The organism is Pseudomonas sp. MDT1-85 (assembly GCF_054898065.1).
The window spans coordinates 5,396,827-5,413,810 of sequence record NZ_CM142715.1 but is presented as its reverse complement, the minus strand read 5'-3'; the positions used below and the strand labels follow the sequence as shown (position 1 = coordinate 5,413,810).

17 protein-coding genes are annotated in these 16,984 nt (G+C 58.3%); 13 read left to right on the top strand and 4 right to left on the bottom strand.

Translation table 11 applies throughout. The features are described 5' to 3' along the window. Positions 1–148: 148 nt before the first annotated feature. From ACYZT2_RS24290 to ACYZT2_RS24275, 4 genes are read left to right on the top strand one after another with little or no spacing between them, the layout of a single operon-like run. Positions 149–1,021 carry a heme/hemin ABC transporter substrate-binding protein gene (locus ACYZT2_RS24290; RefSeq protein WP_461968017.1) on the top strand — a complete coding sequence of 291 codons (873 nt, stop codon included), beginning with the start codon at positions 149–151 and terminating at the stop codon, positions 1,019–1,021. A gap of 50 nt (positions 1,022–1,071) precedes the next feature. After that, positions 1,072–2,055, top strand: coding sequence for a FecCD family ABC transporter permease (locus ACYZT2_RS24285; protein ID WP_461973250.1), 984 nt, complete (start codon positions 1,072–1,074; stop codon positions 2,053–2,055). Beyond that, positions 2,055–2,822 (top strand): heme ABC transporter ATP-binding protein, encoded by a 768-nt coding sequence (locus ACYZT2_RS24280; RefSeq protein WP_461968015.1) that lies wholly within the window; start codon positions 2,055–2,057, stop codon positions 2,820–2,822. The genes ACYZT2_RS24285 and ACYZT2_RS24280 overlap by 1 nt, the downstream gene beginning before the upstream one ends. Positions 2,823–2,843: 21 nt before the next feature. Next, positions 2,844–3,707, top strand: a complete 864-nt coding sequence (locus ACYZT2_RS24275) for a ChaN family lipoprotein (RefSeq protein WP_461968013.1) — start codon at positions 2,844–2,846, stop codon at positions 3,705–3,707. A gap of 268 nt (positions 3,708–3,975) precedes the next feature. Here ACYZT2_RS24275 and ACYZT2_RS24270 read toward each other — a convergent pair whose 3' ends face one another. The 3 genes from ACYZT2_RS24270 to ACYZT2_RS24260 all read right to left on the bottom strand — a co-directional run bounded on the left by ACYZT2_RS24270 (position 3,976) and on the right by ACYZT2_RS24260 (position 6,483). Further along, positions 3,976–4,248: a TfoX/Sxy family protein gene (locus ACYZT2_RS24270; protein ID WP_007902045.1), complete on the bottom strand. Its 273-nt coding sequence runs from the start codon at positions 4,246–4,248 to the stop codon at positions 3,976–3,978. A 242-nt stretch (positions 4,249–4,490) separates the two neighbouring features. Next, positions 4,491–4,835: a pentapeptide repeat-containing protein gene (locus ACYZT2_RS24265; RefSeq protein WP_461968011.1), complete on the bottom strand. Its 345-nt coding sequence runs from the start codon at positions 4,833–4,835 to the stop codon at positions 4,491–4,493. A gap of 91 nt (positions 4,836–4,926) precedes the next feature. Continuing rightward, on the bottom strand, positions 4,927–6,483 hold the full coding sequence (locus ACYZT2_RS24260; protein ID WP_461968009.1) for a bifunctional aminoglycoside phosphotransferase/ATP-binding protein: 1,557 nt from the start codon (positions 6,481–6,483) through the stop codon (positions 4,927–4,929). A gap of 118 nt (positions 6,484–6,601) precedes the next feature. On the opposite strand from ACYZT2_RS24260, the gene mrcB reads away from it, so the two are divergent. The 3 genes from mrcB to ACYZT2_RS24245 are packed head-to-tail and all read left to right on the top strand — an operon-like array spanning position 6,602 to position 10,009. Beyond that, positions 6,602–8,923 carry a penicillin-binding protein 1B gene (mrcB, locus tag ACYZT2_RS24255; protein WP_461968007.1) on the top strand — a complete coding sequence of 774 codons (2,322 nt, stop codon included), beginning with the start codon at positions 6,602–6,604 and terminating at the stop codon, positions 8,921–8,923. 16 nt (positions 8,924–8,939) lie between these two features. Beyond that, positions 8,940–9,674: a tetratricopeptide repeat protein gene (locus tag ACYZT2_RS24250; protein ID WP_461968005.1), complete on the top strand. Its 735-nt coding sequence runs from the start codon at positions 8,940–8,942 to the stop codon at positions 9,672–9,674. Continuing rightward, on the top strand, positions 9,671–10,009 hold the full coding sequence (locus ACYZT2_RS24245; RefSeq protein ID WP_461968003.1) for a YqcC family protein: 339 nt from the start codon (positions 9,671–9,673) through the stop codon (positions 10,007–10,009). The genes ACYZT2_RS24250 and ACYZT2_RS24245 overlap by 4 nt, the downstream gene beginning before the upstream one ends. Before the next feature lie 31 nt (positions 10,010–10,040). Here ACYZT2_RS24245 and ACYZT2_RS24240 read toward each other — a convergent pair whose 3' ends face one another. Continuing rightward, the gene (locus ACYZT2_RS24240; RefSeq protein ID WP_461968001.1) at positions 10,041–10,463 is read right to left on the bottom strand and encodes a DUF4124 domain-containing protein; all 423 of its coding nucleotides are present in this window, start codon (positions 10,461–10,463) and stop codon (positions 10,041–10,043) included. Positions 10,464–10,864: 401 nt separating this feature from the next. Here ACYZT2_RS24240 and ACYZT2_RS24235 point away from each other — a divergent pair, with 401 nt between their 5' ends. The 6 genes from ACYZT2_RS24235 to msrQ all read left to right on the top strand — a co-directional run bounded on the left by ACYZT2_RS24235 (position 10,865) and on the right by msrQ (position 16,849). Further along, the gene (locus ACYZT2_RS24235; RefSeq protein ID WP_030130347.1) at positions 10,865–12,589 is read left to right on the top strand and encodes an acetolactate synthase 3 large subunit; all 1,725 of its coding nucleotides are present in this window, start codon (positions 10,865–10,867) and stop codon (positions 12,587–12,589) included. Positions 12,590–12,591: 2 nt separating this feature from the next. Next, positions 12,592–13,083, top strand: a complete 492-nt coding sequence (gene ilvN, locus ACYZT2_RS24230) for an acetolactate synthase small subunit (RefSeq protein WP_003176102.1) — start codon at positions 12,592–12,594, stop codon at positions 13,081–13,083. A 48-nt stretch (positions 13,084–13,131) separates the two neighbouring features. Then, positions 13,132–14,148, top strand: a complete 1,017-nt coding sequence (ilvC, locus tag ACYZT2_RS24225; RefSeq protein ID WP_007948647.1) for a ketol-acid reductoisomerase — start codon at positions 13,132–13,134, stop codon at positions 14,146–14,148. Between the two features lie 146 nt (positions 14,149–14,294). Then, positions 14,295–15,152 carry a CDP-diacylglycerol--serine O-phosphatidyltransferase gene (pssA, locus tag ACYZT2_RS24220; RefSeq protein ID WP_008006914.1) on the top strand — a complete coding sequence of 286 codons (858 nt, stop codon included), beginning with the start codon at positions 14,295–14,297 and terminating at the stop codon, positions 15,150–15,152. 63 nt (positions 15,153–15,215) lie between these two features. Beyond that, positions 15,216–16,229 carry a protein-methionine-sulfoxide reductase catalytic subunit MsrP gene (gene msrP / locus ACYZT2_RS24215; RefSeq protein WP_461967998.1) on the top strand — a complete coding sequence of 338 codons (1,014 nt, stop codon included), beginning with the start codon at positions 15,216–15,218 and terminating at the stop codon, positions 16,227–16,229. Continuing rightward, positions 16,229–16,849, top strand: a complete 621-nt coding sequence (gene msrQ / locus ACYZT2_RS24210) for a protein-methionine-sulfoxide reductase heme-binding subunit MsrQ (protein WP_461967996.1) — start codon at positions 16,229–16,231, stop codon at positions 16,847–16,849. Before msrP ends, msrQ begins: the two co-directional genes overlap by 1 nt. The last annotated feature ends 135 nt before the right edge of the window (positions 16,850–16,984 follow it).

The following is a 16,984-nucleotide window of genomic DNA, read 5'->3' as shown; positions in this document are numbered from 1 at the left end:
CCCGCAGCTCGTGACCAGATATGTCCGAGCTTGACGTTCAAATGCAAACAATTATCAAATGGCCGCTCACCCACAGGGCGATTGCCGGATGCCGAGGATACTTGGCCTGCCCTCTCGATGCCCGGGAAAACCTTAAAGGAAGCTGTTTATGCGCCTGAGTACCCGCGTTGCTGCGCTCTGTGTCGGCCTGCTCGTCAGTCACCAGAGCACGGCAGCCGAGTTGCCGCAACGTTGGGTCAGCGCCGGTGGTGCGTTGTCGGAATGGGTCAGCGCATTGGGTGGTGAGTCGAAACTGGTGGGTGTCGATACCACCAGTCAGCATCCTGAATCGCTGAAAGCACTGCCGAGCATCGGCTATCAACGGCAACTCTCGGCAGAAGGCGTTCTGAGCCTGCGCCCGCAGATCCTGGTGGGCACCGAAGAAATGGGGCCGCCACCGGTGCTTTCACAGATTCGCAGCGCGGGCGTTCAGGTCGAACTGTTCTCGGCCCAACCAGATTTGCCGACATTGCAGGGCAACTTGCAGCATCTGGGCAAATTGCTGGGGGCTGAAGATCGGGCTTCGCAAGTATTCCAGACTTATCAACAGCAACTCGATCAGCAACAGGCACGGGTCAGTCAGGCGCAACTCAAACACAAAGCACCGGGCGTATTGCTGCTGTTGGGGCATGCGGGCGGTAAACCGTTGATTGCCGGTAAAGACACCGCCGCCGATTGGTTGCTGCAACAGGCCGGTGGCCACAACCTGGCAACCCATACTGGCTACAAACCGTTTTCCATAGAGTCCCTGGCCAGTCTCAATCCCGAAGTGCTGGTGTTTGCCGACCGTGCATTGACGGGCGATGCGGCGCGCGCGGCGTTGTTCAAGGAGAATCCGATCCTCTCGTCCACCCGCGCGGCCAAGGAGGGGCGAGTCATGGAACTGGACCCGACGTTGTTGGTGGGTGGACTGGGGCCAAGGTTGCCGGAAAGCCTGATCAGGCTGTCTGACGAGTTCTATCCCGGTACGACCGGCCAATGACTCTTCTGGTTAGACCCCGTGCCTTATTCATTGGGCTGAGCCTGCTGTGTTTGCTGGCAATCTGGTTGTCGCTGGCGTTGGGGCCGGTGAGTTTGCCGTTGTTCGACACGTTGCGCGCGGCGTTGCGGCTGATTGGTTTGCCAATCGCGCCCGACGGGTTGGAGCAGGCCGAGCTGATCCTCGGGCAGATTCGCTTGCCACGAACCTTGTTGGGCTTGGCGGTGGGCGGCGTGCTGGCGCTGTCCGGCGTGGCGATGCAGGGCCTGTTTCGCAACCCTCTGGCCGATCCGGGATTGGTCGGGGTCTCCAGTGGCGCGGCATTGGGTGCAGCCATCGCGATTGTCGGTGGATCGGTGTTCGGCGGTCTGCCTGAATCCTTCGGGCCTTATTTGTTGTCGGTGTGCGCGTTTCTCGGCGGGCTGGGTGTAACGGCGCTGGTCTATCGATTGGGGCGACGCAATGGCCAGACCAACGTCGCCACCATGCTGCTGGCCGGTATTGCATTGACTGCCCTGGCCGGTTCGGCGGTAGGGTTATTCACCTATCTGGCGGATGACGCGACCCTGCGCACCCTGACCTTCTGGAACCTGGGCAGTCTTAACGGCGCCAGCTATTCGCGACTTTGGCCGTTGCTGCTGGTGAGCACCGGTGTGGCGCTGTGGTTGCCGCGTCGAGCCAAGGCCTTGAATGCATTGTTGCTGGGAGAGTCGGAGGCCGGTCACTTGGGCATCGACGTCGAAGCCCTCAAGCGCGAACTGGTGTTCTGCACGGCGCTGGGCGTCGGCGCAGCGGTCGCGGCAGCGGGGATGATCGGTTTTGTCGGCCTGGTGGTGCCGCATCTGGTGCGGTTGCTGGCCGGCCCCGATCATAGGGTGTTGTTGCCGGCGTCGATATTGGCGGGCGCCAGTCTCTTGCTGTTTGCCGATCTGGTGGCGCGACTGGCCCTGGCGCCGGCCGAGTTGCCGATCGGGATCGTCACGGCTTTCATTGGCGCACCGTTCTTTCTGTATTTACTGCTCAGAGGGCGTGCCTGATGTTACGAACGCAGAATCTGCAAATCCGGCGCGGTCGAAAGATTGTTCTCACGGACATCACCCTTGAACTCAAGCCGGGCGAAGTCCTCGGTGTGCTTGGCCCCAACGGTGCCGGTAAAAGCACTTTGCTCGGCGCCCTCTGCGGCGAATTGCAGGCGGACCACGGCAATGTCTGGCTCGATGAGCGCGAGCTGAGTCATTGGGCCGGGGGGCAGCGAGCCCAGCGGTTGGCGGTGTTGCCGCAGGTGTCGACCCTGGACTTTGCCTTTCGCGTCGAAGAAGTGGTCGGCATGGGGCGTTTGCCTTATCAAAGCGGCCGGGTTCGGGATGACGAAATCATCGCCGCCGCGCTGCACGCAGCCGATGCGCAGCACCTGAGTGGTCGTAGTTATCTGGCATTGTCTGGCGGCGAGCGTCAGCGGGTGCACCTTGCGCGGGTGCTAGCGCAACTGTGGCCGGGGGAGGCGGGGCAAACGTTGTTGCTTGATGAGCCGACATCAATGCTCGACCCGCTGCACCAACACACTACTCTGCAAGCGGTGCGCGAGTTCGCTGATCGTGGCGCCGCGGCGCTGGTGATCTTGCATGATCTGAACCTGGCGGCACGCTATTGTGATCGTCTGTTGCTGCTCGAAGGTGGGCGTCCCGTGGCGCTGGATACCCCGGAGCAGGTGCTGCGCCCCGAACCGCTCAAGGCTGTGTTCGGGCTGGAAGTACTGGTGCAGCCGCACCCGGAACGTGGGCATCCGCTGATCATCGCCCGCTGAGCATTTCATCGAGGTGAGAACATGCGTGTGATGGTGATTCTGGCTGTGCTGTTACTGAGTGCTTGCCAGCATGTGTCGGCGCCGCCGCCGATCAGTGGCGAGATCCGGGAACTGCGCAGCGGTCAAACACTGACAGCGCAGGAACTGCTTGCACGGTTAACCAAGCCTTCGCGGCTGATCGTCGGCGAACAGCATGACAATCGTGATCACCATCAACTGCAATTATGGTTATTGCAGGCATTGAATGAGCAGCGGCCCCAAGGCAGTTTGCTGCTGGAAATGCTCACGCCGGATCAACAAGTGCGCGTCGATCGTGTTAGGCAGTCTTCACCGCTACCGGCGGACTTGCCCAATGCATTGGCCTGGCAATCCGGTTGGGACTGGAATCTTTATGGGCCGATCGTTGGTTTTGCCCTGACTCAGCCATACCCGTTGCTGGCGGCCAATCTGGACACGATTGAAGTCCGTACTGTCTATGCCAAGCCGCCGACATTGAGCGGTTCGCGTTCTAACGCCCCGATGGTCAAGGAGACGTTGCTGGCACAGATCAGCGATTCCCATTGCGGCTTGCTGCCCACATCGCAAATGCCCGCGATGCTGACTGTCCAGCAGCAACGTGACCGGCGGATGGCCGGGCGATTACTGGCCGCACCTGCGCCTTCACTGCTGTTTGCCGGCGCATACCACGCGCGCAAGGATGTCGGAGTGCCAATCCATATGCAGGACTTGGGTGAGCACGAGGCGCCAACCGTATTGATGCTGGCGGAGCAGGGCGCCGAGGTCACGCCGACCATGGCCGATTACGTCTGGTATACGCCTGCCACGCCGCCGCAGGATTACTGCGCGCAAATGCGTAAACAGTTCGGCAGGCAGTCAGGGCAGTAAAACCTGGCGAGTTTTCCACAGGCAAAAAAAGACCCGGCAAGAGCCGGGTCAAATAACCGTGATTAGCCTGATGAGGAGATAATCTGAGAGTCCGAACCAAGGGCTTTTCAGAATATCGACCAGTCTCGCGACCAGTTGTGATAATCATAGCGATTCTCATTACCAAGTCAACCGCTGATTTTCAGTTTCTGCGAATCTCACCAATTCCTTTGGTGAGCGCCTCGCAATCATTGATCTTCAGGCTGCATGCGTAAGCGTAATTACCCATTCAAATCTTGTGGCGTGACGAGATGGCGTCCAGTTGTTTGTTCAAGGCTTCCTTTCGTTCGGCGGGAATGTCGTTCCAGTGAACATCCATCAGTGCGCCTTCGATCGCATACAACAACACCTTGGAAGCCCGAAAGCCGCGCGTGCGCACGGCCCGATAAGCATCCACAGCTCCCAGCCGACGCAAGTCCGATGCACTGTGGATACCCACGGCATGCAGCCATTGTGCCGACGTCTTGCCAAGATTTTTCAGGTGTTGCAGTTCATCATTCATCAAGCCTCCTTGCGACAGCCGAACGGTGCGTGGGCGAGCCTCTCAGCAGTGTAGCCATCAGTAGGAAAAGCGTGATTGTTTGGTCGGTTTCGACGCAAAAGCTTCTAAGAAGCGGGCTCAAGAAGCGGCGTGAAAAGGCTGCGAGTGCAGTCGGGAAGCGGGGGGAGAGGATTGAGTTTCAGGGTAAAAAAGTACAGAGTCCAGCGCAAAGCAGGGGCGCCGGACCTGATAGAAAGGCGGTTTTAGCGGGTGCGATAACGCAGTCGCGTACCGAAATTCATCGACATCAGAATCTCATCGGCACTCAACTCTGGCGGGAAGTACGTGCCGGAGATCTGCGCGTGAGCCAGGCTCGCCCCTTCCAGGGATGAGTTGCGAAAGTCGATGCCGCGCAAGTCGGCAGAGCGGAAATAGGCATCGGTGAAGTCGACGCCGTCGGCGTTCAGTTCACGCAGATCGAGACCACGAAAGTCGCCACCGACCATGTCGATAGGTCCATCCTTCGGGCGTTCGTTGTTAAAGCCTGTGATGTCGTCTTTGTGCAGCAAGGCATAAAGCGGGGTGTCGAGAAGTTTCGGCTGGCTCATATCGCATCACCTGATGGTTTTATGACGCCAGTATAGTGCCACTATTTGATAGCCGTGAAGCCGGTGAAGGCTTCACGGTTGAAATAGTTTCTTACAGGCCTGGCAGACGTTGGCGAATCTGCGCAACGACGGTATCGAGCGTGCCACTTTCATTGGTCTGGACGCGTTTGCTGCAGAGAATTTCTGCTGGCGTCAGGGCCTCGCGGCTGGCTTGCTGGGCGGCGATAACAGTCAGGTTGGCGTCGGACGGATCCTTACTGTCTGCCTGACGTTGCTTCAGCCAGCTCTCGATCACCGCTTGCGGTGCGTCGCAGTCGAGGATCAGGAACGGTGCGCCCGTGGCTTCGGCGATTTTCGCCGCGCCGTCGCGTTGGTCGCGCTTGAGGTACGTGGCATCGACCACCACCGGGAAACCGGCATGCAAAATTACACCGGCAATTTCATGCAGACGGCTGTAAGTCGCAGCATTGGCGTCGGCACTATAAATGCCGGCCTGCAGGTCGTTCGGTACGGCTTGCTCGCCGAACATACGCTTTCGCTCGACATCGGAACGCAATCGGATGGCGCCCAGTGCTTCCACCAGGCGCATGGCCACGTGGCTTTTACCGACAGCGGATACACCGTGGGTAATCGCCAGGAAGCGCGAAGGAATGGTGCTGTAGCTTTCCGCCAGGTTGGCGTAGTTGCGGTACTGACGCAGTGTGGTGGCGCGCTGCACCGGATCGGCCTCGGCGGGCATGCTGAACAGGCTGACCTTGGCGCGAACCAATGCGCGGTAGGCTTTATAGAAGTTCAGCAGCTCAAGGCCCTGATAGTCGCCGGTCAGCTCCAGGTATTGGCTGATGAAACGGCGCGCCAGGCTCTTCAGGCCGCGGTCTTCCAGGTCCATGGCCAGGAAACCGGTGTCGGCGTAAACGTCGGTGAAGCGGAACGGTTCGTTGAACTCGATGCAGTCGAAGATCACCACGTTGCCGTCGATCACGGTGGCGTTGCCCAAGTGAATATCGCCGTGGCATTCACGAATGAAACCGTCGGCCTTGCGCTGGGCGAACAGCGGCTTGAGGCGCTCGAAGCTGCTTTCGGCCCAGGCTTGCAGCGCCTCGAGTTGCAGCAGATCGGCCTTGTCGCTGAGGAACGGACGAATCTGTTCGAAGTTCTGCCGTACCGGCGCCATCACGCTGTCCGGCGTACCGGCTTCATGTTCGGCAGGTACTTTCGGCGCGCTGAGGTGGAATTGAGCGATCTGCTGCGCCATCTCGTCGATGTGCGTGGTGGTCAATTCGCCGTTGGCTTGCAAGGTGCTGAGCAATTGGCTTTGTGGGAACTGACGCATTTTCAGGGCGTAATCGACAACCGGACCCGCGCCGCCCAGTTGTGGTGCCTCGGTGCTGCCAGTGATTGGCAACACTTCGAGATACAAATCATGGGTCAAGCGCTGGTTCAGGCGCAGTTCTTCAGCGCAGAAATGCTCGCGCGCTTGGAGGCTGGTGAAGTCGAGGAAGCCGAAATTCACTGGCTTCTTGACTTTATAAGCATAGGGGCCGGTGAGCAGCACCCAGGAAATATGGGTCTCGATGACCTGGAACCCTTCTACGGGATGCGGGTAGAGGGCCGGGTTTTGCAGGGCAGCGATCAGGGACTGGCTCACAGGCGATCCTTCAGAGTCTGGGGGAAATTCAAGGCCGTCATTATGGCCGCAAGTCCGCCCGACGCAAACCTCGGCGGGCTTCTGTTGAGGATGAATAAAGTGCGTATAATCCGCCGCCATGACTCGTACTCGATCCCCCCGCACCCCCAAAAAACCACCTTCCAAGGGCATGCGCCCCTGGCTGGGCTGGGCCCTTAAACTCAGCCTGGTCGGCCTTGTGGTGCTTGCCGGGTTCGCGGTTTACCTCGACGCTGTGGTCCAGGAGAAGTTCTCCGGTAAGCGCTGGACCATCCCGGCCAAGGTATATGCGCGCCCGCTTGAGCTGTTCACTGGCCAAAAGTTGAGCAAGGAAGACTTCCTGACCGAGCTCGATGCCTTGGGCTACCGCCGCGAAGCCGTCAGCAACGGCCCCGGCGCGGCGGCAGTCAATGGCAATACCGTCGACTTGAATACCCGTGGCTTCCAGTTCTATGAAGGCATGGAGACGGCTCAACCTGTGCGCGTGCGCTTCTCCGGCGATTACGTGGCCGAACTCTCGGCGACCAACGGTTCGAAGCTTTCTGTGGTGCGACTGGAGCCGCTGCTGATTGGCGGGATTTACCCGAAAAACCTTGAAGACCGCATCCTGATCAAGATCGATCAGGTTCCGCCGTATCTGCTCGAAACCCTGATTGCCGTAGAAGACCGGGATTTCTACGACCACTGGGGCGTGTCGCCGAAGTCGATTGCCCGAGCCGTCTATGTCAACACCTCGGGCGGCAAGATGACCCAGGGTGGCAGTACGCTGACGCAACAGTTGGTCAAGAATTTCTATCTCACCAGCGAACGCAGCCTGACCCGTAAGCTCACCGAAGCCATGATGGCGATGTTGCTTGAGCTGCATTACGACAAGCGCGAAATTCTTGAGGCTTACCTCAATGAAGTGTTCGTCGGCCAGGATGGTCAGCGCGCGGTGCACGGTTTTGGCCTGGCCAGCCAGTTCTTCTTCGGGCAGCCATTGTCCGAGCTGAAACTGCATCAAGTCGCTATGTTGGTGGGCATGGTCAAGGGGCCGTCCTATTACAACCCGCGTCGCAACCCTGAGCGGGCGCTGGAGCGGCGCAATCTGGTGCTCGATGTTCTGGGGGAGCAAGGCGTTGCCAGCGCCGAGCAGGTTGAAGCGGCGAAGAAAATGCCACTGGGTGTGACCACTCGCGGCAAGTTGGCCGATAGTTCGTTCCCGGGCTTCCTCGACCTGGTTAAGCGTCAGTTGCGCGAAGACTACCGCGACGAAGACTTGACCGAAGAGGGGCTGCGGATCTTCACCAGTTTCGACCCGATCCTGCAGATGAAAGCCGAAGCGTCGGTCAATGACACCTTCAAACGATTGGCCGGGCGCAAGGGCTCCGATGAGGTTGAGGCGGCCATGGTCGTGACCAACCCGGAAACTGGAGAAGTGCAGGCGATGATCGGCAGTCGTCAGGCGGGCTTTGCCGGTTTCAACCGGGCGCTGGACGCGGTACGACCGATCGGCTCGTTGATCAAGCCGGCGGTTTATCTGACAGCCCTTGAGAAGCCGAGCCAGTACACACTGACCAGTTGGCTGTCGGACGAATCCTTCTCGGTCAAAGGCGCGGACGGTCAGGTCTGGAAACCGCAGAACTATGATCGCCGTTCCCACGGTACGGTGTTCCTTTATCAAGGGCTGGCGCATTCCTACAACTTGTCGACCGCGCGTCTGGGCTTGGCGGTGGGCGTACCGAATGTCTTGAAGACCCTGGCGCGTCTGGGGGTGAGTCGCGAGTTCCCGGCGTTCCCGTCGATGTTGCTGGGTGCCGGTGGCTTGACCCCGATCGAAGTGGCGACCATGTACCAGACACTGGCCAACGGCGGATTCAATACGCCGATGCGCGGGATTCGCAGCGTACTGACTGCCGAGGGCGAGCCGCTCAAGCGTTATCCGTTCCAGATTCAGCAGCAGTTCGATCCGGCGTCCATTTACCTGGTTCAGAGCGCCATGCAACGAGTCATGCGTGAAGGTACGGGCAGCTCGGTTTATAACGTGTTGCCGAAAACCCTGACCTTGGCCGGCAAGACCGGTACCAGTAACGATTCGCGGGACAGTTGGTTCGCCGGTTTCAGTCAGGATCTGCTGGCAGTGGTGTGGCTGGGGCGCGATGATAACGGCAAGACGCCGTTCACCGGTGCCACCGGTGCGTTGCAGGTCTGGACCAGTTTCATGCGCAAGGCCGATCCGCTGCCGCTGGACATGCCGCAGCCGGACAACATTGTTCAGGCTTGGGTCGATTCGCGCACCGGGCAAGGTTCTGAAGGCAGCTGCCCAGGCGCGGTGCAGATGCCGTATATTCGCGGCAGCGAACCGCCTCCCGGTGCTGCTTGCGGTGGCGGAAGCCCTTCCGGCGAATCGGTGATGGATTGGGTCAAGGGCTGGATGAATTAAGCAAAGAGGGTTTCAAGTGAACAAGTGGTTGATTCCGGCGGTGACTGCCGTGGCTTTGCTCAGTGGCTGCTCCACCGTACAGCGTGGTTCGATTCCGGTTGTGGATTCGGGCACCGCCGTCTCCAACAGCGAACGGATTTCGGCGAATGGCGGTTTCCGGCAGTCGACGGTAAAACGTCCTGCACAAGCCCAGACTCAGGCAATCCCGCAAGGTGACACTGGCGTTGTGGTGATGGTGCCGGGTGGTGGCGCCGTTTCCTCGGCACCGATCAGCACTTCGCCGATTACCCCAGGCCCGATCACCCCGGGGCCGATCGATACCTCGCCGGTTCAGTCGGCACCGATCAATCAGGGCAGCTACAGCATGCCATCAACGCCGAGCGGGATCCCTTCGGCGAACTCCGGCGGCCTGTCTGCCGATGAGCAACTGGACGGTCCGGTCCTGGCGTTGTTGACCACCGCCCAGCAGCAACAGGCCAGCGGCGACCTTAATGGCGCGTCTTCCAGCCTCGAGCGCGCCCAGCGCGTCGCGCCGCGTGAGCCACAAGTGCTTTATCGCCTGGCCCAGGTGCGTATGGCCCAAGGCGATGCGGCACAGGCCGAGCAATTCGCTCGTCGTGGTTTGACGTTTGCCAATGGTCGTCCGGCCCTTCAGGCCAGCCTGTGGGAATTGATCGCCCAGGCTCGTGAGAAGCAGGGTGACTCCGCCGGTGCAGCGTTGGCGCGTCAGAAGGCCAAGGTTTCGCTGTGAGGGATGCACGCTTTCCAAAGATTGCTGAACAATTGCTGTTGATCGAGCGCGAACTGCGCGTTCAGGGTTGGTGGGACGAAGTCTCGCCATCCGCTGAAGCGCTTTCCAGTGTCGAGCCATTTTCGGTGGATACGCTGGATTTCGAGCAATGGCTGCAATGGATCTTCCTGCCAAGAATGAAGTCGATCCTGGAACAAGACCTGCCATTACCCAACGCATCGGGGATCCAGGAGATGGCCGAAATGGTCTTCGCCGCCCGCAACGTCCAAGGCAAGGATCGGCAGCTTCAGGTCTTGCTCAAAGAGTTCGACCTGTTGATCACCGCCTCCCGCTAACGCCGATCCGTTGCAGGGGGGCTACAGGTGCCTACATGCAGTTTTTCGCAATCTGTTTCTGTGCTTCGGTGATGCGCTCCTGACGTTGTTGGTCGGTCAGGCGGCGCATCTCACCTTCGACATCCTCTCGTAGTCGCGGATTATTCTGCAGTTGAGCCAGGTTCGTTCGGGCTTGCTCGCAGAATACTTTTAGCTGGGCTTGCTGCTCGGCGATCTGCTTTTTCACTTTGTTGTCGATGGCCCGTTGATCGCCTATGACGTTGCTGCGCGTTGGCGTGTCCGGTTTGCCGACGGGCGGGGCGGGTGTCACCACGAGGGTGGGCTCCTGGTCGGGGGGCGGTTGCGCGCCGAAATGGGTAACGCCCTGGGCATCGACCCATTTATAGATCTGACCCGCCATGCACAAAGGGCTCAGGCTGATCAGCAAGCCGGCGGTGAAGAAGAACGTTCGCATGCCATTTCCTTGTCATGGGTGCGCAATCGAAGCTAACACAGTGGCGGTTTAAAGGTTTTTTCTTGCGTTCTCATGCGCTTAGTTCGAATAAAGCACATTGACGGCTTGACTTGCGATGGGCGAAACAGAAGAATCCAAAGTCCGCTGTAGAGGGACTGCCAGAAGCAGACCCGCTCGGTAGATCATGAGGCGCACATCCGCGCCGACCTGTTACACCCGCAACGCGTTACCTCGCGCTGGGTGGGAAAGGCCCGCAACACTTGGGACGATCCCAATACTTGCTCAGTCAGTGCTGACGTAGTCGGCGACCACCGTCGCTCATGCTCTGCCGAGAAGTAAACCTATTAAGACCCGTCCTCTTTGTATGTGGGCGGTATTCTGGCGTTTTAGAGGTGAACAACGTGGAGCTTTTATCTGGCGGTGAGATGCTCGTCCGCTTTTTGCGTGACGAAGGCGTCAAATATATCTACGGGTACCCGGGCGGTGCTCTTCTTCATGTCTATGATGCCCTGTTCAAAGAACCGGAAGTGACTCACATCCTGGTTCGTCACGAGCAGGCTGCGACCCATATGGCCGACGGTTACGCCCGTGCCACCGGTAAAGCCGGTGTGGTACTGGTGACCTCCGGTCCGGGCGCCACCAACGCCATCACCGGTATTGCCACGGCCTACATGGACTCCATTCCGATGGTGATCATTTCCGGCCAGGTGCCTAGTACCATGGTAGGCACCGATGCATTCCAGGAAACCGACATGATCGGTATCTCCCGGCCAATCGTGAAGCACAGCTTCATGATCAAGCATGCATCGGAAATCCCGGAAGTCATGAAGAAAGCGTTTTACCTGGCGCAATCCGGTCGTCCTGGTCCGGTCGTTGTCGATATCCCGAAAGACATGACCAACCCGGCCGAGAAGTTCGAATACATCTTCCCGAAAAAAGCCAAGCTGCGTTCCTACAGCCCGGCCGTTCGCGGTCACTCCGGGCAAATCCGCAAGGCAGCCGAAATGCTCCTGGCGGCCAAGCGTCCTGTGCTTTATGCAGGCGGCGGCGTGATTCTCGGTGGTGGCTCCGCGCCGCTGACCGAACTGGCGAAGATGCTCAACCTGCCAGTGACCAATACCCTGATGGGCCTGGGTGCCTACCCTGGCACCGACCGTCAGTTCATTGGCATGCTCGGCATGCACGGCAGCTACACCGCCAACCTGGCGATGCACCATGCCGATGTAATCCTTGCAGTTGGCGCGCGCTTCGATGACCGCGTGATCAACGGCCCGGCCAAGTTCTGTCCGAATGCCAAGATCATTCACATCGACATCGACCCGGCGTCGATCTCCAAGACCATCAAGGCAGACGTGCCTATCGTCGGTCCGGTCGAGAGTGTCCTGACCGAAATGGTCGCGATCCTCAAGGAAATCGGCGAGACCCCGAATAAGGAGTCCGTTGCCAGCTGGTGGAAGCAAGTCGATGAGTGGCGCGGTGACCGTGGCCTGTTCCCTTATGACAAGGGCGACGGCAGCGTGATCAAGCCGCAGACCGTGATCGAAACCCTGTGCGAAGTGACCAAGGGCGACGCCTTTGTGACCTCCGACGTGGGCCAGCACCAAATGTTCGCCGCGCAGTACTACACGTTCAACAAGCCAAACCGCTGGATCAACTCCGGTGGCCTGGGCACCATGGGCTTCGGTTTTCCGGCAGCCATGGGCATCAAGCTGAGCTTCCCGGATGACGACGTCGCCTGCGTAACGGGTGAGGGCAGCATCCAGATGAACATTCAGGAACTGTCGACCTGCCTGCAATACGGTTTGCCGGTAAAAATCGTCATTCTAAATAACGGTGTACTGGGTATGGTTCGCCAGTGGCAGGACATGAGTTATGGCAGCCGCCACTCGCATTCCTACATGGAATCGTTGCCTGACTTCGTCAAGCTGGCGGAGGCCTATGGCCACGTTGGCGTGCGCATCACCGAATCGAAAGATTTGAAGTCGAAGATGGAAGAGGCGTTCGCCATGAAAGATCGCCTGGTGGTTATCGATATTTCGGTCGACACCAGCGAGCACGTTTACCCGATGCAGATCAAAGACGGCTCCATGCGCGATATGTGGCTGAGCAAGACGGAGCGTACTTAATCATGCGGCACATTATTTCCTTGCTTCTGGAAAACGAACCGGGCGCTCTGTCTCGTGTAGTTGGCCTGTTCTCGCAGCGCAACTACAACATCGAAAGCCTGACCGTGGCACCCACCGAAGACCCGACTCTGTCGCGTCTGACGCTGACCACGGTCGGCCATGATGAAGTCATCGAACAGATCACCAAGAACCTGAACAAGCTGATCGAAGTGGTAAAACTGGTTGACCTGTCGGAGAGTGCTCACATCGAGCGCGAACTGATGCTGGTCAAGGTCAAGGCCACCGGCGCCCAGCGCGCCGAGATCAAGCGCACCACCGATATTTATCGTGGGCAGATCGTTGATGTCAGCGCTAGCGTGTATACCGTTCAATTGACCGGTACCAGCGACAAGCTCGACAGCTTCATTCAATCGATCGGGACTGCCTCGATTCTGGAAACCGTACGCAGTGGCGTCACCGGGATTGCCCGCGGCGACAAAGTACTGAGCATCTAAACCAAATTAGCGAATGGCCTGAATGGCCAGGATATAGAGGGGAATTTCATGAAAGTTTATTACGAAAAAGACTGCGACCTGTCGATCATCCAGGGCAAGAAAGTTGCCATCATCGGTTACGGTTCCCAAGGCCACGCTCAAGCGTGCAACCTGAAAGACTCCGGCGTTGACGTTACTGTTGGTCTGCGTAAAGGTTCGGCCACTGTTGCCAAAGCCGAAGCTCACGGCCTGAAAGTGACTGACGTTGCTTCCGCCGTAGCGGCTGCCGACCTGGTCATGATCCTGACCCCGGACGAGTTCCAGTCTGCCCTGTACAAGAACGAAATCGAGCCGAACATCAAGAAAGGCGCCACCCTGGCCTTCTCCCACGGTTTCGCGATTCACTACAACCAGGTTGTGCCACGTGCCGACCTCGACGTGATCATGATCGCGCCGAAAGCTCCGGGCCACACCGTGCGTTCCGAGTTCGTCAAAGGCGGCGGTATCCCTGACCTGATCGCTATCTACCAGGATGCTTCGGGCAACGCCAAAAACGTTGCACTGTCCTACGCCGCTGGCGTTGGTGGCGGTCGTACCGGCATCATCGAAACCACCTTCAAGGACGAGACCGAAACCGACCTGTTCGGCGAACAAGCCGTTCTGTGCGGCGGTACCGTTGAGCTGGTAAAAGCCGGTTTCGAAACCCTGGTTGAAGCTGGCTACGCGCCGGAAATGGCCTACTTCGAATGCCTGCACGAACTGAAGCTGATCGTTGACCTCATGTACGAAGGCGGTATCGCCAACATGAACTACTCGATCTCCAACAACGCTGAGTACGGCGAGTACGTGACCGGTCCGGAAGTGATCAACGCCGAATCCCGTCAGGCCATGCGCAACGCCCTGAAACGTATTCAGGACGGCGAATACGCCAAGATGTTCATCAGCGAAGGCGCCACCGGCTATCCTTCGATGACCGCCAAGCGTCGTAACAACGCCGCTCACGGTATCGAAATCATCGGTGAGCAACTGCGCTCCATGATGCCGTGGATCGGTGCCAACAAGATCGTCGACAAAGCCAAGAACTAAGTCCCGAGCTTGTACGGAAAACGCGGCCTAGGCCGCGTTTTTTCGTTTGGATCCGCCGGTTCTGGTATAAAGCTGCATTGTTTGTGGCCGAACCGTCGTCCCAGACACCTGTCGAAACTTTCCACCCCGTTGCAAGGTAAATGTCCATGAGCGAACGTCCCGAAGAGCCAAAGCAGGCTTCTGACGCCGAAAGCCTTCTGCCTATCGATGAACACATCGAAGAAGGGCATGACGCTGAAGGCCGTAAAGTCCGGCATCGTGGTATCTATCTTCTGCCGAATCTGTTCACCACTGCGAACCTCTTCGCAGGGTTCTATTCCATCATCAACTCGATGAGCGCCCAGAGTGCCTTGAGTGCCGGTGATGCAATCGGCGCGAGCAAATATTTTGCGTTTGCCGCGATCGCGATTTTCGTCGCCATGGTACTCGACGGCCTCGACGGCCGCGTTGCCCGTATGACCAACACCCAAAGTGCTTTCGGTGCCGAGTACGACTCGCTGTCGGACATGGTTGCCTTTGGTGTGGCGCCGGCATTGCTGGCATTCGGTTGGGCCCTGGGTGACATGGGCAAGGTTGGCTGGATGGTCGCCTTCATCTATGTAGCGGGGGCGGCGTTACGTCTGGCGCGTTTCAACACTCAGGTCGGCACCGCAGACAAACGTTACTTCATCGGTCTGGCCAGCCCGGCTGCCGCCGGTGTGGTCGCGGGCATTGTCTGGGCATTCAGCGATTACGGCATTCAGGGTTCCAAGATGTCGTTCCTGGTTGCACTGATGGTTGCCGCCGCTGGCATGCTGATGGTCAGTAACATCAAGTACAACAGCTTCAAGGAGCTGGACTTGAAAGGGCGCGTTCCCTTTGTCGCGATCCTCGCAGTGGTATTGGTATTCGCCGTTGTGTTCAGTGATCCGCCGCGCATCCTGCTGCTGGTTTTCCTTGCCTATGCGGCTTCCGGGCCGGTGCAGTACCTGTTGCGCCTTCGTCGGCACAAAAAAGCCGAGTGATGTAATTTCCCTCATACTCCGCAGTCTATGGGTGCATCTGTCCTCCAAAGCTGCGGAGTTGCCATGCTGATCAAAGTCCCCAAAGCGTCTGACTGTCATGAGTCGGACGTCACACCTGAATCCCTCTACCTTTCTCGCCGCAGTGTATTAGGTGCCGCCGTTGCCGGTTTGGCTGCGAGCAGTCTGCCGCGTTGGGCGAGTGCCGACGATGTTGCGCGTTATGCTGATGTCGAGCCTGGCAAGGCGCCCTCCTGGTTTGCCGAAAAGCTTCCTTCTACCAAATGGGGGGCGGTCAACGTCAAAGACGAGGCGATCACACCTTTCAAGGATGCGACCCACTACAACAACTTCTATGAGTTCGGTACCGATAAAGGTGATCCCGCGGCCAACGCCGGTGCGCTGAAAACCGAACCGTGGAACGTGGTGGTGGACGGGGAGGTGGGTAAGCCGGGGCGGTATGCGCTGGAAGACTTCATGAAGCCTTATCAACTGGAAGAGCGCATCTATCGTCTTCGCTGTGTGGAGGCTTGGTCGATGGTTATTCCGTGGATCGGTTTTCCTGTTTCGGCTTTGCTCAAGGAAGTCGAGCCGACGTCCAAAGCCAAGTTCATTCGCTTCGAAACCTTGCAGGATCCCAAGAGTATGCCCGGGCAGCGTTCCGGCTTTGCCTTGATCGACTGGCCTTATGTGGAAGGGCTGCGTCTGGATGAGGCGATGAATCCGTTGGCGATTCTTGCTGTGGGCATGTACGGGCGTGAGTTGCCGAATCAGAACGGTGCGCCGCTGCGTCTGGTGGTGCCCTGGAAGTACGGCTTCAAGAGCATTAAATCCATCGTGCGGATCAGTCTGGTCAGCGAGCAGCCGAAAACGACCTGGCAGAGTATTGCCTCGGATGAGTATGGCTTTTATGCGAACGTGAACCCGACAGTCGATCACCCGCGTTGGACCCAGGCACGGGAAAGGCGTTTGCCGAGTGGTCTGTTCAAGCCCAATGTGCGGGACACGCAAATGTTCAACGGCTACTCGGATGAAGTCGCTTCTCTATATACAGGGCTCGATCTGCGGAAGAATTACTGATGCGATATCCGTTCTGGCGTATTGGCGTCTTCAGCGCTGCAGCGATTTGGCCGCTGCTTTGGTTGTATCAGGCCTGGGCGGATGTGCTGGGGCCAGATCCGGGCAAAGTACTGGTTGATCGATTGGGGCAGGGGACGCTTGTGCTGCTGCTCATTACATTAAGCATGACGCCTTTGCAGAAGCTCACTGGTTGGCCGGGGTGGATAGCGGTTCGGCGACAGTTGGGTTTGTGGTGTTTCGCTTATGTGGTTTTGCATTTGAGCGGTTACACGGCGTTCATCCTTGGCTTTGATTGGTCGCAGTTGGGTATCGAGTTGCGTAAGCGGCCCTACATTATTGTCGGGGTACTGGGATTTCTCTGTTTGCTGGCATTGGCGGTTACCTCTAATCGCTACAGTCAGCGGCGTTTGGGTTCTCGCTGGAAGAAACTGCATCGGTTGGTCTATGTGGTTCTTGGGCTCGGATTACTGCATATGTTGTGGGTCGTTCGTGCCGATCTGAAGGAGTGGGCGATCTATGCTTCTATAGGTGCGTTGTTGTTGGTGTTGAGATTGCCGCCTGTAACCCGCCGGATTCCACGTTTAACAGCCAAAAAGGCACCTTCTGCCAGAAAGGTGTAATTAGAGGTTGACGGCAGATTCAGGAAGTCTATAATTCGCCCCACTTCTGGCGCAGTCGAAACGGAAAACTCCTTGGTAAACAAAGGGTTACGCAGTTTTCGGCAGCGGTTACGCTTCAGCTCATTGAAGCCAGAA

Bases quoted from the DNA above. Each gene is read 5' to 3' on its own strand.
- ACYZT2_RS24290 (WP_461968017.1), top strand. From the start codon at position 149: ATGCGCCTGAGTACCCGCGTTGCTGCGCTCTGTGTCGGCCTGCTCGTC.
- ACYZT2_RS24280 (WP_461968015.1), top strand. From the start codon at position 2,055: ATGTTACGAACGCAGAATCTGCAAATCCGGCGCGGTCGAAAGATTGTT.
- ACYZT2_RS24275 (WP_461968013.1), top strand. From the start codon at position 2,844: ATGCGTGTGATGGTGATTCTGGCTGTGCTGTTACTGAGTGCTTGCCAG.
- ACYZT2_RS24270 (WP_007902045.1), bottom strand. From the start codon at position 4,248: ATGAATGATGAACTGCAACACCTGAAAAATCTTGGCAAGACGTCGGCA.
- ACYZT2_RS24265 (WP_461968011.1), bottom strand. From the start codon at position 4,835: ATGAGCCAGCCGAAACTTCTCGACACCCCGCTTTATGCCTTGCTGCAC.
- mrcB (WP_461968007.1), top strand. From the start codon at position 6,602: ATGACTCGTACTCGATCCCCCCGCACCCCCAAAAAACCACCTTCCAAG.
- ACYZT2_RS24240 (WP_461968001.1), bottom strand. From the start codon at position 10,463: ATGCGAACGTTCTTCTTCACCGCCGGCTTGCTGATCAGCCTGAGCCCT.
- ilvN (WP_003176102.1), top strand. From the start codon at position 12,592: ATGCGGCACATTATTTCCTTGCTTCTGGAAAACGAACCGGGCGCTCTG.
- ilvC (WP_007948647.1), top strand. From the start codon at position 13,132: ATGAAAGTTTATTACGAAAAAGACTGCGACCTGTCGATCATCCAGGGC.
- pssA (WP_008006914.1), top strand. From the start codon at position 14,295: ATGAGCGAACGTCCCGAAGAGCCAAAGCAGGCTTCTGACGCCGAAAGC.
- msrP (WP_461967998.1), top strand. From the start codon at position 15,216: ATGCTGATCAAAGTCCCCAAAGCGTCTGACTGTCATGAGTCGGACGTC.
- msrQ (WP_461967996.1), top strand. From the start codon at position 16,229: ATGCGATATCCGTTCTGGCGTATTGGCGTCTTCAGCGCTGCAGCGATT.